The organism is Streptomyces sp. GESEQ-35, assembly GCF_017948485.1.
Taxonomy (GTDB): domain Bacteria; phylum Actinomycetota; class Actinomycetes; order Streptomycetales; family Streptomycetaceae; genus Streptomyces.
On record NZ_JAFFSX010000002.1, the window covers coordinates 1 to 15,157 of the forward strand.

Here is a 15,157-nt window from a genome sequence, read left to right on the forward strand (position 1 = left end):
GCCGGTTGCGGTGCTGATGGAGCGTTCGGTGGATCTGGTGGTGGCGCTGCTCGCGGTGTTGAAGGCCGGGGCGTTCTACCTCCCGCTGCACAGTGGGTATCCGCTGGAGCGGATGCAGTGGATCGTGGACGAGACGTCCGCGCCGGTGCTGCTGACCGACCGGGCGATGCGCGAGCGTGGCCTGCCTGGTGGTGCTGCCCTGGTGGTGGTGGACGAGGATGAGGAGCTGGCCGGGTTGCCGGTCGGTGACCCGGGCGTGGACTGCCGGCCGGAGCAGCTGGCGTACGTGATGTACACGTCGGGTTCGACGGGTCGTCCCAAGGGCGTGGCGGTCACCCACCGCGACATCCTCGACCTGGTCGTGGACAGCATGTTCGAGCCGGGCGCGCACGAGCGGGTCCTGATGGTCATTCCGTATGCGTTCGATCCCTCGATCTATGGCTTGTGGGTGCCGCTGCTGCATGGCGGGCGGACGGTCATCACGCCGGAAGGTGATCTGAGTGTGGCGACGCTGGCCCGGCTGATCGCTGACGAGAAGATCACCGCCATGGACATCTCCGCAGGTTTGTTCCAGGTGATGGCGGAGGAGGATCCGGACTGCTTCGCGGGTGCGCGTGAGGTGATCACGGGTGGTGACGTGGTCTCCCCGACCGCGGTGCGGCGGGTGCTGGAGCACTGCCCGGATATCGTCGTGCGCAGCGCGTACGGTCCCACCGAGACCACGTTGTATGCAACGCAGCAGCCGTGGACGGACGGCAGCGAGCTGCCGGCGCCGCTGCCGATCGGGCGTCCGCTGGACGGGATGCGGGCCTATGTTCTCGATGAGGCCCTGTCGCTGGTCCCGGCAGAAGTGGCCGGCGAACTGTATCTGGCGGGTACGGGGGTGGCCCGGGGCTACTTCGGGCGTCCTGATCTGACGGCGGAGCGGTTCGTGGCCGATCCCTTCGGCCCGGCCGGCAGCCGTATGTACCGCACCGGCGACCTGGCCCGCTGGTCCGGCGAGGGCCTGCTGGAGTTCGTCGGCCGGGCCGACGACCAGGTCAAGATCCGCGGCTTCCGCATCGAACTCGGCGAGATCGAGACGGTGTTGGGCCGTTTCCCTGGGCTGTCGCAGGTCGTGGTCGTGGTGCGTGAGGACCAGCCGGGCAACAAACGGCTGGTGGGCTACGTGGTGGCCGAGCCGGGCCACAGCGACGCGGTGGACACCGAAGCCCTGCGCGCACATACGGCAGATCAACTGCCGGAATACATGGTGCCCTCGGCGTTCGTGGTACTCGACCGGCTCCCGCTGACCACCAACGGAAAGCTCGACCGGCGGGCCCTGCCCGCCCCCGACCTGCCGGCGACGGCCGGAGTCGGACGCGGTCCGCGGACCCCACGCGAGGAGATCCTGTGCGGCCTGTTCGCGGAGATACTCGGCGTGCCCGCGGTCGGCATCGACGACAACTTCTTCGAACTCGGCGGACATTCACTCCACGCGACCCGCCTGGCCGGCCGCATCCGATCGGTCCTGGGGGCCGAACTGCCGGTAAGCACCCTGTTCGAGGCCCCCACCGTCGCCGCCCTCGCCGACCGGGTCACGGAAGCAGGGGCGGCCAGGCCCGCGTTGACCGCGCTGGCACGCCCGGAGCGGATCCCGCTGTCACCGGCACAGAACCGGCTGTGGTTCCTCGACAAGCTCGAAGAGACGAGTGCCACCTACAACCTTCCCCTCGCCGTGCGTCTTTCGGGGCAACTGGACCGGGCCGCGCTGCGGGCTGCACTCGAGGACGTGGTGGACCGGCATGAGAGCCTGCGTACCGTCTTTCCCGAGGATGCTCAGGGCGTGCCGTTCCAGCAGATCCTGCCGGCGATGCGGGCGATGCAGGACTTCGAGGTGGTGGAGACCGACGAGACTGCCTTGCCCACGGAGATCTCGGTTCTTGCTGCGGAGCGTTTCGATCTGGCGGTGAACCCGCCGGTCCGGTTCCGTCTGTTCGCCCTGTCGGAGACCGAACATGTCCTGTTCCTGCTGACGCATCACATCGCATCCGACGGATGGTCGCTGGCTCCGATGACCCGCGATATCAGCCTGGCCTATGCGGCACGGTGTGCAGGGGCGGAGCCGTCGTGGTCGGCGTTGCCCGTGCAGTACGCGGACTACACGTTGTGGCAGCGTGAACTCCTCGGTGCGAAAGAAGACCCCAACTCCCTGGTGAGTGAACAACTGGCCTTCTGGACACAGGCGTTGGAAGGAATCCCGGACCAGCTCGAGCTGCCCTTTGACCGCCCCCGGCCGAAGGCGGCCAGCCATCGCGGCGACACAGTCTTCTTCGAGCTGGACGCAGAGCTGCACCAACGCCTGACCAGTCTGGGCCGTACCCACCAGGCCAGTCTGTTCATGGTGGTGCAGGCTGCCTTCGCCGCGCTGCTCTCCCGGCTGGGCGCGGGAAACGACATTCCGGTAGGCACCCCCATTGCCAACCGGACCGATGAGGCGATGGGCGACCTGGTCGGATTCTTCGTGAACACCTTGGTGATCCGGACCGACACCACCGGCGATCCCTCCTTCCAGCAATTGCTGGCTCGGGTACGGGAGGTGTCCCTGGAGGCTTTCGCTCACCAGGATGTCCCCTTCGAGCTCTTGGTGAACGAACTCAACCCGGTGCGCTCTACTGCCCAGCACCCCCTCTTCCAGGTACTGCTGGCCATGCAGAACAACACGTCCGTCTGGTTGGACCTTCCCGACCTGACCGCGGACGTGAGTCTGGGTGACACTGAGGTCGCCAAGTTCGATCTCACCCTTGAACTCTTCGAGCAGCACGCGGGGGATGGCGTCCCCGACGGGATCAGCGGACGGTTGGGGTATGCCCTCGATCTGTTCACTGCGGATACCGCACAACGGATCGCAGCCTGTTTCGAGCGACTGCTCGCCGCGGTCGCGGTGGACCCGGACCTCTCTCTGAGCCGCATCGGCCTCCTCTCCCCGGAGGAGCATCGACAGCTCGTCGTCGAGTGCAACGACACGGCGGCGCCCTACGCCGACAACACCACCCTGCACCAGATGGTCCAGGAACAGGCGGCCCGAACGCCGGACGCGCCGGCGGTGCTCTGCGGCGTGGAAGAGCTGACCTACAGCGAGCTCGACGCGCGGGCGAACCAGCTCGCCCACCACCTGATCGCCCGGGGTGTGTGCCCGGAGCAATTGGTTCCGATCTGTGTCGAACGGGGCTTCGACGCGGTCGTCGCCGTCCTGGGCGTACTGAAGGCAGGCGCTGTCTATGTGCCGCTCAACCATGAATACCCGGTACATCAACTGGAGTTCATGGTGGCGGACGTCGATGCTCCGCTGGTCATCACCCATGCCCGCCTCCAGGATCGACTGGGGGACACCTCTGCCGAGCGACTGCTGATAGACCAGGACTGGCACGAGATCGCCGCCCGGCCGGACACGGACCCCGGTGTGCCGGCCGGCCCCGAGAGCCTGGCCCACGTGATCTTCACCTCCGGCTCCACCGGCACCCCCAAGGGCGTCATGATCGAACACCGCTCGCTCTGCCGGATAGTCGACAGTGACGTGTTCGCCGGCCTCGGGCCCGGCGACGTCGTCGCCCAGCCCTCCAACTTCTCCTGGGACGCCTTCACCTTCGAATGCTGGCCCGCGCTGACGTCCGGAGCTGCCATGGCAGTCATGGACAAGGAGGTTCTCCTCGACGCCGGCACTCTCAAGGCCGCTCTACGTCGCTGCAAGGTGACCATGATGTGGCTGACGGCCCCCCTCCTGCGCCAGCACCTACAGGACTGCCCCGACCTCCTCGCCGGAGTCACGTCCGTCTTCTACGGCGGCGAGGCGATCGACCGGCCGGTGGTGGACGCGCTGGTGGACGGGCCATGGGCACCCGAGCGGCTCATCCACGGGTACGGGCCCAGCGAGGCGACGGTCTTCACCACGTGCTACCGGGTGGACCGGAACACCCCCCGGAACGGGCAGATCCCCATCGGCAGGCCGGTGGCGAACACGGAGGTGTTCGTCATGGACGAGAACGGTGTTCTGGTGCCCCCGGGCGTTCCTGGCGAACTGTGGGTCGGCGGCCCCGGACTGGCCCGGGGCTACTGGAATCTCCCGGAGCTCACCGAGGAGCGGTTCGTCAAGCACCCGTTCTCGGACGATCCTCAGGCACGGGTGTACCGCAGTGGTGATGTGGTGCGGTGGCGGGGGGACGGCCAGTTGGAGTTTGTGGGCCGGGTCGATGACCAGGTGAAGATCCGCGGGCTGCGGGTTGAACTGGGTGGGATCGAGTCGGTGCTGGGCCGTTTCCCGGGCCTGGCGGAGGCTGCCGTCGTGGTGCGGGAAGAGCGGCCGGGTGACAAGCGCCTGGTGGCCTATGTGGTCGCTGAAGCCGGGAGCGAGGGCGTGGACGCGGACGCCTTGCGCGCTCATGTGGGTGGGTTGTTGCCGGAGTTCATGGTTCCTTCGGCGTTCGTGGTGCTGGACCGCTTGCCGTTGACCACGAATGGCAAGTTGGATCGGCGGGCTTTGCCGGCGCCGGTGTACGAGGTGACGGTGGTGGGCGGGCGGGGCCCGCGGACTGCGCAGGAGGAGATCCTGTGCGGGCTGTTCGCTGAGATTCTGGGCGTGCCCGCGGTCGGCATCGACGACAATTTCTTCGAACTCGGCGGCCACTCCCTCCTCGCCACCCGCCTGGCCGGCCGCATACGTTCGGTCCTGGGGGCCGAGCTGGTGGTGCGGAACGTGTTCGAGGCCCCCACGGTCGCCGCCCTCGCCGACCGGGTCGCGGAAGCAGGGGCGGCCAGGCCCGCGTTGACCGCGATGGCACGCCCGGAGCGGATCCCGCTGTCACCGGCACAGAACCGGCTGTGGTTCCACGACAAGCTCGAAGAGGCGAGTACCACCTACAACGTTCCGGCGGCGTTCCGGGTCGTCGGGGAGCTGAACGCCGATGTGCTCGAACAGGCTTTGGGCGATGTGGTGGCACGGCACGAGAGCCTGCGGACGGTGTTCCAGGAGGTGGACGGGGACCCGGTCCAGGTGGTCCTGGACAAGGATGCGGCCGGCGTGAAGCTGCATCGGGTCAGCTGTGGTGCGGACGAGTTGGACGCGCTGCTGCGGGAGGCCGGTCAGTATGTGTTCGACCTGTCGGTCGGGTTTCCGCTGCGGGCAACGTTGTTCACCGTCGATCCCGATGAGCAGGTATTGCTGCTGCTCATGCATCACATCGCAAGTGATGGGGCCTCGATGGGGCCGCTGGGGCGTGATCTGGAGATCGCGTTCCGGGCCCGGCTTCAGGGACTCGAGCCGTCGTGGCCGGCGTTGCCGGTGCAGTACGCGGACTACACCCTGTGGCAGCGACAGCTCCTCGGCGCGGAGGAAGACCCCACGTCCCTGGTGAGTGAACAGCTGGCCTTCTGGACAAAGGCGTTGGAAGGAATCCCGGACCAGCTTGAGCTGCCCTTCGACCGCTCCCGGCCGAAGGTGGCCAGCTACCGCGGCGACTCGGTCTTCTTCGAGCTGGACGCAGAAGTGCACCGCGGGATGGCCGATCTGGCACATTCGACGGGCGCCACCACGTTCATGGTGGCGCAGGCGGCACTGGCGGTGGCGCTGACGAAGATGGGCGCGGGGACGGACATCCCGATCGGAACTCCGGTCGCGGGACGCGCCGACGAAGCACTGGACGACCTCGTCGGCTTCTTCGTCAACACCCTGGTCCTGCGGACGGACACATCGGGGAATCCGACGTTTCTGGAACTGCTGGAGCAGGTCCGGGAAACCGACCTGGCCGCGTACTCCCACCAGGACGTGCCGTTCGACCGGCTGGTCGAGGCGGTCAACCCTCAGCGCTCACTGGCCCGTCACCCACTGTTCCAGGTCCTGCTCAATCTTCAGACCGGCGACGGCAATGCCCTGGATCTGCCCGGCCTGACAGTCCAGGAGATCGTGGGGGAACAGCAGACAGCGAAGTTCGACATGTCGCTGAACTTCCTCATGAAGTACACCGATCAAGGTCTTCCTGGGCCGGTGCGAGCGTATGTCACGTACGCCGCAGATCTATTTGACCGGGAGACCGTGGAGCGTTTGTTCACCCGCCTCGTACGCGTCCTGGAATCCGTTGTTGCTGATCCGGCACAGACGATCAGTCAAATCGACGTGATCGATACGCACGAGCGTGTGCGGTTGTTGGGGTTGTGTGCCGGCGCGGAGTCTGGTGAGGGGCTCGGGGCTGGTTCGGTGCAGGCGGCTTTTGCGGCTCAGGTGCTGCGGTCCCCGGGTGCGGTGGCGGTGCGGTGTGCCGGGCGGGAGTTGACGTACCGGGAGTTGGATGAGCGGGCGAATCAGCTGGCGCATCGGCTGCTGGGTCTGGGAGTGGGTCCGGAGGCACCGGTTGCGGTGCTGATGGAGCGCTCGGTGGATCTGGTGGTGGCGCTGCTGGCGGTGTTGAAGGCCGGGGCGTTGTACCTCCCGCTGCACAGTGGGTATCCGCTGGAGCGGATGCAGTGGATCGTGGACGAGACGTCCGCGCCGGTGCTGCTGGCCGACGGTGCGATGCGTGAGCGTGGTCTGCCTGCTGCCGGCGTGGTTGTGGTGGTGGATGAGGATGTGGAGCTGGCCGGGTTGCCGGTCGGTGACCCGGGCGTGGAGGGCCGGCCGGAGCAGCTGGCGTATGTGATGTACACGTCGGGTTCGACGGGGCGTCCCAAGGGGGTGGCGGTCACCCACCGCGACGTCCTCGACCTGGTCGTGGACGGCATGTTCGGGGCGGGCGCGCATGAGCGGGTGCTGCTGCTGGCCTCGTACGCCTTCGACCCCTCGACGTATGCCTTCTGGGTGCCGCTGCTGCACGGCGGACGCACCGTCATCACACCCGAAGGCGAGCTGGGCGTCGCCGAGCTGGCCCGTCTGATCGTCGAGGAGGAGATCACCGGCCTGGACATCACCGCGGGTCTGTTCCGGGTGATGGCCGAGGAGAACCCGGACTGCTTCGCGAACGTGCGGGAGGTGATCACCGGCGGTGACCTGATCTCCCCGACCGCGGTACGGCGGGTACTGGAGCACTGCCCGGACACCGTCGTGCGCGGCGCCTACGGTCCGACCGAGACCACCCTGTTCGCGACCCAGGCCCCCTGGACCGCGGCCGATGTGGTGCCCGCGCCGATACCGGTCGGGCGTCCGCTGGACGGCATGCGCGCCTATGTTCTGGACGACGCCCTCTCGCTGGTCCCGGCAGGAGTGGCCGGGGAACTGTATCTGGCAGGTGCCGGGCTGGCCCGGGGCTATTTCGGGCGTGCGGACCTGACGGCGGAGCGGTTCGTGGCCGATCCCTTCGGCCCGGCCGGCAGCCGTATGTACCGCACCGGTGACCTGGCCCGCTGGTCCGGCGAAGGCCTGCTGGAGTTCGTCGGCCGGGTCGACGACCAGGTCAAGATCCGCGGGTTCCGCATCGAACTCGGCGAGATCGAAGCCGTACTGGGCGGCTTCCCGGGGTTGGCGCAGGTGGCGGTGGTGGCCCGCGAGGACCAGCCCGGCGACAAACGCCTGGTGGCCTACGTGGTCGCAGAGACCGGCACCGGCACAGTGGACACCGAAGCGCTGCGCGCACACGCGGCAGGGCTGCTGCCGGAGTACATGGTGCCCTCGGCGTTCGTGGTCCTCGACCGGCTCCCGCTGACCACCAACAACAAGGTCGACCACCGGGCCCTGCCCGCCCCCGACATGCCCGCCGCCGGCACGGGACGCACCCCACGAACCCCCCAAGAAGAAACCCTCTGCGCACTGTTCGCCGAGACCCTGGGCATACCGGCCGTGGGTATCGACGACAACTTCTTCGAACTCGGCGGCCACTCCCTCCTTGCCACCCGCCTCGTCAGCCGCATCCGCACCACCCTCAACATCGAACTGCCAGTGCGCGCCCTCTTCGAAACCCCCACCATCGCCACGCTCACCGACCAGATCGCGGAAGCGGGTTCAGCCAGGTCCGCGTTGACCACGACGGAGCGTCCGGCACGGATCCCGCTGTCACCCGCGCAGAACCGGCTGTGGTTCCTGAACAAGCTGGAGGGTGCGAATGCCACGTACAACGTCCCGGTGGCGTTCCGGATCACCGGGGACCTGGACGCGGATGTCCTCGAACAGGCATTGAACGATGTGGTGGTACGGCACGAGAGCCTGCGGACGGTCTTCGAGGAGATCGACGGAAGCTCGGCCCAAGTGGTGCTGGGAACGGACGCCGTCGACGTAAAGCTGAACCAAGTCGCCTGCTCTGCAAGCGAGTTGCAGACAGCGCTGCGCGACGCGGGACAGTACGCATTCGACTTGGCCGCCGAGCTCCCGCTCCGGACGACGCTGTTCACCGTCGGCCCCGACGAGCACGTCCTGCTGCTGCTCGTGCATCACATCGCGAGCGACGGCGCCTCGATGGGGCCGCTCGGACGTGACGTGGAGACCGCGTTCCGCGCCCGGCTCCAGGGCCAGGCACCGGCGTGGTCCGCGCTCCCGGTGCAGTACGCCGACTACACCTTGTGGCTGCACGAACTCCTTGGCGCGGAGGAAGACACCACCTCCCTGGTGAGCAGGCAACTGGACTTCTGGACAAGCGCCTTGGACGGAATTCCCGACCAGCTTGAGCTGCCCTTCGACCGCCCTCGGCCGAAGGTGGCCGACTACCGCGGTGACACCGTCCGGATCAGGATCGACACCGAGCTGCACCGTGCGCTGCTCGGCCTGGCCCAGGAGACGAACACCACGCTGTTCATGGTGCTCCAGGCCGCTCTCGCCACTCTGCTGAACCGATTGGGCGCGGGCTCGGACATCCCTCTCGGAACCCCGGTCGCGGGACGCACCGACGAAGCACTGGACGACCTCGTCGGCTTCTTCGTCAACACCCTGGTCCTGCGCAACGACACCTCGGGGAACCCGACGTTCCGGGAACTGCTCGCCCGGACCCGGGAGACCGACCTGGCCGCGTACTCCCACCAGGACGTACCGTTCGAACGACTGGTGGAGGCGATCAACCCCCAGCGGTCGCTGGCCCGCCACCCCCTGTTCCAGGTCATTTTCGGCCTGGACGCCACCGGCGGCAGTGCGCTGAACCTGCCCGGCCTGACAGTGGCTCAGGAGTCGGTCCCGGTCGAGTTCAGCAGGTTCGACCTGGGCTTCAACTTCACCGAGCAGTATGGGATCGACAGCCGTCCGGCCGGAATCGGTGGCCTGCTGCATTACAGCACGGACCTGTTCGACCAGGAGAGCGTCGAAGTCCTCGTGACCCGGATGGTGCGAGTGATGGAAGCGGCGGTCGCGGATCCGGACCGGCCGCTCGGCCGGATCGAGATCCTTTCCGCGCCGGAGCAACGGCAGATCCTGGAGGAGTGGAACGACACCGGGGCCGAGCCGGCCGACGCGACTCTTCCCACGCTCTTCCAGTCGCAGGTTGCCCTGACACCAGAGCGCCCGGCAGTCCTGGCCTCGGACACGGATCTGAGCTACGGCGAGCTGAACGAGCGGGCCAACCGCCTGGCCCACCACCTGATCGCGCACGGGGTCGGCCCCGAACAGTTCGTCGCTCTCGCTCTGCCGCGTACCGCGCAGACCATGGTGGCGCTGCTCGCCGTACTCAAGGCGGGAGCTGCCTATATGCCCGTCGACCCCGCGTACCCGGCGGACCGGATCGCCTACCTGCTGGAGGATGCCGATCCAGCGCTCGTCCTCACCGTCGAGGAGACCGAGCGGATGCTCCCGGACGGATCCCGGACTCCCCGCCTGGTCCTGGACTCTCCCGAGGTTGTCGCCGCCCTGGAGAGCCGGCCTGCCACCGATCCGACCGACCGTGACCGGATCAGCGCCCTGCAACCGTTGCACCCGGCGTACATCATCTACACCTCGGGCTCCACCGGCCGCCCCAAAGGCGTCGTCGTCACCCATGTCAACGTGGCCAACCTGGTCGCCTGGGCCCGTGACGAGTTCGGTGAACGGCCCCTGGCCCACGTCCTGTTCACCACGTCACTCAACTTCGACGTCTCCGTGTTCGAGATGTTCGGCCCGTTGCTGACCGGCGGTCGCATCGAGGTGCTTCGTGATCTGCTGGCCCTCGACGACCGGAACGCCGACAACCGTTCGTCGGTCCTGGTGAGTGGAGTTCCGTCCGCGCTTGCCCGGATCGTGTCCCAGGGCGACGTGCGCACCACGGCGGAAACCGTGGTGTTCTGCGGCGAGGCCCTGACCGCCCAGGCCGCCGCCGAGGTCAAGGACGAACTCCGAGCCGGCCGCGTCTACAACATTTACGGCCCGACCGAGGCAACGGTCTACGCCACTGTCTGGTCCACGGACGCCCCCATCACGGGAGCGCCGTCGATCGGCCGCCCGCTGCACAACACGCAGGCCTACATCCTGGACGGCAATCTGAAGCCGGTTCCGGCAGGGGTCGCCGGGGAGCTTTACCTGGCGGGTGCCGGGTTGGCCCGAGGGTATTTCGGGCGTCCTGATCTGACGGCGGAGCGGTTCGTGGCCGATCCCTTCGGCCCGGCCGGCAGCCGTATGTACCGCACCGGTGACCTGGCCCGCTGGTCCGGCGAGGGCCTGCTGGAGTTCGTCGGCCGGGTCGACGACCAGGTCAAGATCCGCGGCTTCCGCATCGAACTCGGCGAGATCGAAGCCGTACTGGGCCGCTTCCCGGGGCTGTCCCAGATCGCGGTGGTGGCCCGTGAGAACCAGCCCGGCGACAAACGCCTCGTGGCCTACGTGGTCGCCGAGACCGGCACTGACACCCTGGACACCGAAGCCCTGCGCGCGCACGCGGCCGGCCTGCTGCCGGAATACATGGTCCCCACCGCGTTCGTGGTCCTCGACCGGCTCCCGCTGACCGCCAACGGCAAGCTGGACCGGCGGGCTCTGCCGGCGCCCGTGTACGAAGCGGACGCGGCCGGGCGCGGTCCGCGGAACCCACGGGAGGAGATCCTGTGCGGGCTGTTCGCGGAGATCCTGGGCGTGCCCGCGGTTGGAATCGACGACAACTTCTTCGAGTTGGGCGGCCACTCCCTGCTGGCAGTTCAGCTGATCAGCCGCATCCGGGATGTCCTTGGCGACGAGCTCGCCATTCGAGCTCTCTTCGCCGCGCCCACCGTTGCCACTCTTACTGAAGAGCTGGGCCAATCTTCGGTCGGGGAGGCGTTCGACGTGCTCCTGCCCATCAAGGACCACGGAGGCGGCTCGGCGATCTTCTGCGTCCACCCCGTGAGCGGCATCGGCTGGTGCTATGCGCCATTGGCTGGAATCGCCTCCCCGGAACACTCCGTTTATGCCCTCCAGGCGCGAGGTCTGGACGGCAAGGACGCGCTCCCGGATTCGATACAGGAGATGGCAGCCGACTACGTCCGGCAGATCCGTGCTGTACAGGAATCGGGTCCTTACCACCTGATGGGCTGGTCCTTCGGCGGTGTCGTCGCCCATGAGATGTCCGTCCAGCTACGGGCACAAGGCGAGCAGGTAGAGACCCTCGCATTGCTGGACTCCTACCCTGCGCACGAGACCGCGACGCCGCTCCCGATCACAGAGGAGGAAGTAGCGGCAGGACTTGCCGAATTCTTTGGAGTGCAGGCCGAGAACGGCGAGGAGCCACTCACGATGACAGAGATCGTGGCGGCACTGCGCCGGGACCGCAGCCTGTTCACCGAACTCGCCGAGCGGCATCTCGCAGAAATCGCTGCGATATACAGGAATAATCACCAGATCATGACGGAGCACATTCCCGGAGAATTCGATGGGGATGTCCAATTCTACGAGGCGGGCCACGGAAGGCCCACTGACGTGTGCGCTGCGACTGTGTGGAACGAACACATATCAGGCCGACTCGAAGTTGCGCGCATCGCCTGCAGTCATGCGGAAATGGCTCGCCCGGACTCGCTGGCCGAAATATGGCAGGGCATCGCTCGGGTGGGCGGACGGTAAGTATTCAAGGGCGGATGCGGGCCAGAAAGAGGGAGACATGACACCCGAAATAGATGAGATCTTCCAGGACGTGAAGGACCGGCACGGAACCGGCTCCATCACACGCGTCGAGGAGATGGTGTACGCCAAGCGGCAGGAGCGCCATCCGCTACAGAAGGACGCCAAGTGGATCATGCCCGGGATCTCCCAGACGCCCTGGCACGATCCCTACGAGCACCCCGACATCGAACCCGTCGTCCGCGCCTTCGAAGCCGGACACGGCGCCATCAAGCTGGAGCTCGTGGACGCGTGGTCCGATCGCCAGAGCGCTTTCTCCGACTACGAGCACTATCTGAGCCGCCAGGAGAACTGGCAGGCGCTGTACCTCTTCCGCGACGGCGGGCCGGTCGAGTCCTCGGCCGCCCTGGTGCCCACCGCGTACACCATCCTCACCCGCGAGGTCATCGAGCAGGGCAAGCTCTGCCCCCTCCTGGAGAGCCACTTCTCGACGCTGCTTCCCGGTGCCTCGATCGCCCCGCACTGCGACCTGTGGAACTTCAGCATCAATCTGCACCTTGCGGTCGACATCCCCGAGGGGTGTGGCATTACGGTCGCCGGCGAGACTCGGCGCTGGCAGGAGGGCGAGTGCCTGCTGTTCGACTACTCCTTCGTGCACGAGGCGTGGAACAACGGCGCCAGGCCGCGCACCTGTCTCCTCGTGGACCTGTGGCACCCGGAAACGACCGTCCCCGAGCGTGAGGCCCTCGTCGGTCTCATCACCGAGATCCGCAAGCTGATGGGCTAGAAGGCAGCGAACGTGTCCGACGGCCGGGAACTCATCGCCCTCGTGCTCCGACTCCTCTTGGGGAACGAGCAGGAGGTGGGATGGACGGTCTGGATGTGCGGATGCGTGAAGTCGCCTGCCGGCACGGCCGGGTGGCGGCCGTGCGCGGGGTGGATCTCGACATCGGGGCGGGCGAGCGGGTCGCGCTGACCGGCACCAACGGTTCGGGCAAGACCACGCTGATCCGCGCGGTGCTGGGCCTGCACCGGCAGGGCGACGGGCAGATCCTGGTCGGCGGCCGGGGCACCGGGACGGCCGCCGAGTGGGCGTGGCGGCGCAGGGCGTGTGCCTGGATTCCGCAGAAGCCCGCGGTGGGCCGCTTCCCGCTACTGGCACGTGAGTTGCTGGCCAGCAGCGGGGTCGAGGCCGAAGCCGTGGAGGCGGCGGAGAAGCTGGGCGTCGCGGCGTTGACCGGCCGGCCGCTGCACACGCTGTCCGGGGGCCAGTTGCAGCGCATGTACCTGGCCCGTGCGGTCGGTTGTGTCGCCGCCGGAGCCGGCGTGCTGCTGGCCGACGAGCCCACGGCCGCGCTCGACTTCGCCGGGCAGGAGGAGGCCGCCGACGTCCTGCTGTCCCTGCCGGTGACCGTCTTGGTCGTCACGCACGACCGGGCGCTGGCCGACCGCTGCGACCGTGTGCTGGAGATGGCCGCCGGCAGCCTCAGGGAGGTGCGGTGAACGGCCTCGCGGCTGCCGACCTCGGGCCGCTCCTCCAGCTCGTACCGGTTCAACGGGCCGGAGCCGCCCTGCTGTTGGCCGCGATCGGCCTGCCCGTGATCGGGGTCGTGATCGTCGGGCTCGACATCATGCCGGTGCGGTTCGCGATGATGCACGTCGCCCTGCTGGGCATCGCGATCGGGCTGCTGACCGGCCTTGACCCCATGCTGTGCGCGCTGGTCGCCTGCGCTCTCGCCGGGGCCGGGGTCGCGCCCCTCGCGCGCACACCGGACGGCCTGTCAGGCGCGATGGGCCTGCTGATGAGTCTGGCGATCGCCGCCGCACTGCTGGTCCTGTCCGTCTCCGGGGTCAACGCGCAGGGCGCGTTCGCTCTGCTGTGGGGCTCGATCCTGTCCGTGGGTACGGCCGACCTGTGGCTGCTCGGCGTGCTTGCCGTGGTCGTACCTGCCCTGTTCTGGTGGCGCCGCCGTGACCTCGCCCTTCTGCTCTACGACCGTGAACTCGCCCTCTCCTCCGGGGTACGCGTCGACCTGCTCACCCTGGTGCTCCTCGTCCTGGTCGCGGTGTCCGTGGCCGGGGCCATCAAACTCACCGGCGCGCTGCTCGTCGACGCGCTGACCCTGCTGCCCGCGCTGGCCGCACGGCGGCTGGGCACCTCCCTGAAGTCCATCACCGCCTGGGCGGTCGGCATCGGCGTCGTCGTGAACCTCACCGGGTTCCTCGTCGCGCTGAAGCTCGACTGGCCGCCCGGGCCCGTGCTCGTCCTGACGGCCGGGGTCGTCGTCCTGGCCGCCCATCTCGTCCCCGAACGGAGAATCAGCTCATGGCGCGCATCCGCGTCCGCATCGCCCGTGTCCCTTCCGTCCTCGCACTGAGCCTGACCACGGCCTTCGTGCTCACCGCTACGGCGTGTGGTTCCGACCAGGCCGACAGCGCGGACACGAAGGGAGACAAGAGCGACGACGCTCCCGTCGTCGTGGCCACCACCACCTGGGAGGGTGCCTTCGCCGAGGCCGCCGGCGCCGAGGACGTGAAGGTCATCGTCCCGTCGTCCGCGCAGCACGCCCCGGACTACGACCCCAAGCCGTCCGACCTCACGGCCATCGCGGGCGCCGACTTCGTGCTCTACGCACCCTTCGAGCCGTACGCGGAGAAGATCAAGGAAGCCGCCGGGTCGGACGCGAAACTGGTCGAGGTCAGCCTCGACAACGACGCCGACAAGGCGAGTGCCGAAGTCACCCGGCTGGGCAAGCTGTTCGGGACCGAGGCTGCCGCCGCGAAATGGGACACGTCCTTCAAGAGCGAATACGGCACGCTACAGAAGGAGTTGAAGGAGGCGTGGCCGGACGGCAGGGCCCCGGCCGTCGTCGCGCAGGTCTTCTCCGTGTGGTCGGCGAAGATGACGGGCGCGGAAACGACCGGCATGTACGGCCCCGAGGCCGTGACGGCCAAGCAACTGTCCGACCTGGCGAAGAAGAAGCCCGCGTACGTCTTCGACAACGTGCACATGACGACGGGCGAGGTGCTGCCGGACTCGGGGGCGGAGCAGGTGGAGATCGTCAACTATCCGGGCAGGGACCTGGACCTGCTGGCCGTCTACAAGAACGCGGCGGAGACGATCGAGAAGGCCATGGCCTCGTAAACGGCCTCGTAAGGGGTTCTTCCTGATACGAGCGCGGGGCCGCCGGGAGACTTCCGGCGGCCCCGCGCTCGTGCGGG

General features: G+C 67.9%; 5 protein-coding genes. All 5 read left to right on the forward strand.

Features of this window, described 5'->3' with window-relative positions:
- Nucleotides 1–10: 10 nt before the first annotated feature.
- The 5 genes from KCH87_RS03615 to KCH87_RS03635 all read left to right on the forward strand — a co-directional run bounded on the left by KCH87_RS03615 (nucleotide 11) and on the right by KCH87_RS03635 (nucleotide 15,080).
- Entirely contained in the window at nucleotides 11–11,938 is an 11,928-nt protein-coding gene (locus tag KCH87_RS03615) for a non-ribosomal peptide synthetase (protein ID WP_308298743.1), read from the forward strand.
- Between the two features lie 37 nt (nucleotides 11,939–11,975).
- Entirely contained in the window at nucleotides 11,976–12,722 is a 747-nt protein-coding gene (locus KCH87_RS03620) for an aspartyl/asparaginyl beta-hydroxylase domain-containing protein (RefSeq protein WP_210584058.1), read from the forward strand.
- A gap of 80 nt (nucleotides 12,723–12,802) precedes the next feature.
- Complete coding sequence (locus KCH87_RS03625; protein WP_210584060.1) at nucleotides 12,803–13,438, forward strand: ATP-binding cassette domain-containing protein; 636 nt, start codon at nucleotides 12,803–12,805, stop codon at nucleotides 13,436–13,438.
- On the forward strand, nucleotides 13,435–14,313 hold the full coding sequence (locus KCH87_RS03630; RefSeq protein WP_210584062.1) for a metal ABC transporter permease: 879 nt from the start codon (nucleotides 13,435–13,437) through the stop codon (nucleotides 14,311–14,313). The genes KCH87_RS03625 and KCH87_RS03630 overlap by 4 nt, the downstream gene beginning before the upstream one ends.
- Nucleotides 14,262–15,080, forward strand: coding sequence for a metal ABC transporter solute-binding protein, Zn/Mn family (locus tag KCH87_RS03635; RefSeq protein ID WP_210584064.1), 819 nt, complete (start codon nucleotides 14,262–14,264; stop codon nucleotides 15,078–15,080). The genes KCH87_RS03630 and KCH87_RS03635 overlap by 52 nt, the downstream gene beginning before the upstream one ends.
- Nucleotides 15,081–15,157: the final 77 nt, after the last annotated feature.

Excerpts from the sequence above, each read along its gene's own strand:
- KCH87_RS03620 (WP_210584058.1), top strand. The coding sequence starts at position 11,976 with ATGACACCCGAAATAGATGAGATCTTCCAGGACGTGAAGGACCGGCAC.
- KCH87_RS03625 (WP_210584060.1), top strand. The coding sequence starts at position 12,803 with ATGGACGGTCTGGATGTGCGGATGCGTGAAGTCGCCTGCCGGCACGGC.
- KCH87_RS03635 (WP_210584064.1), top strand. The coding sequence starts at position 14,262 with ATGGCGCGCATCCGCGTCCGCATCGCCCGTGTCCCTTCCGTCCTCGCA.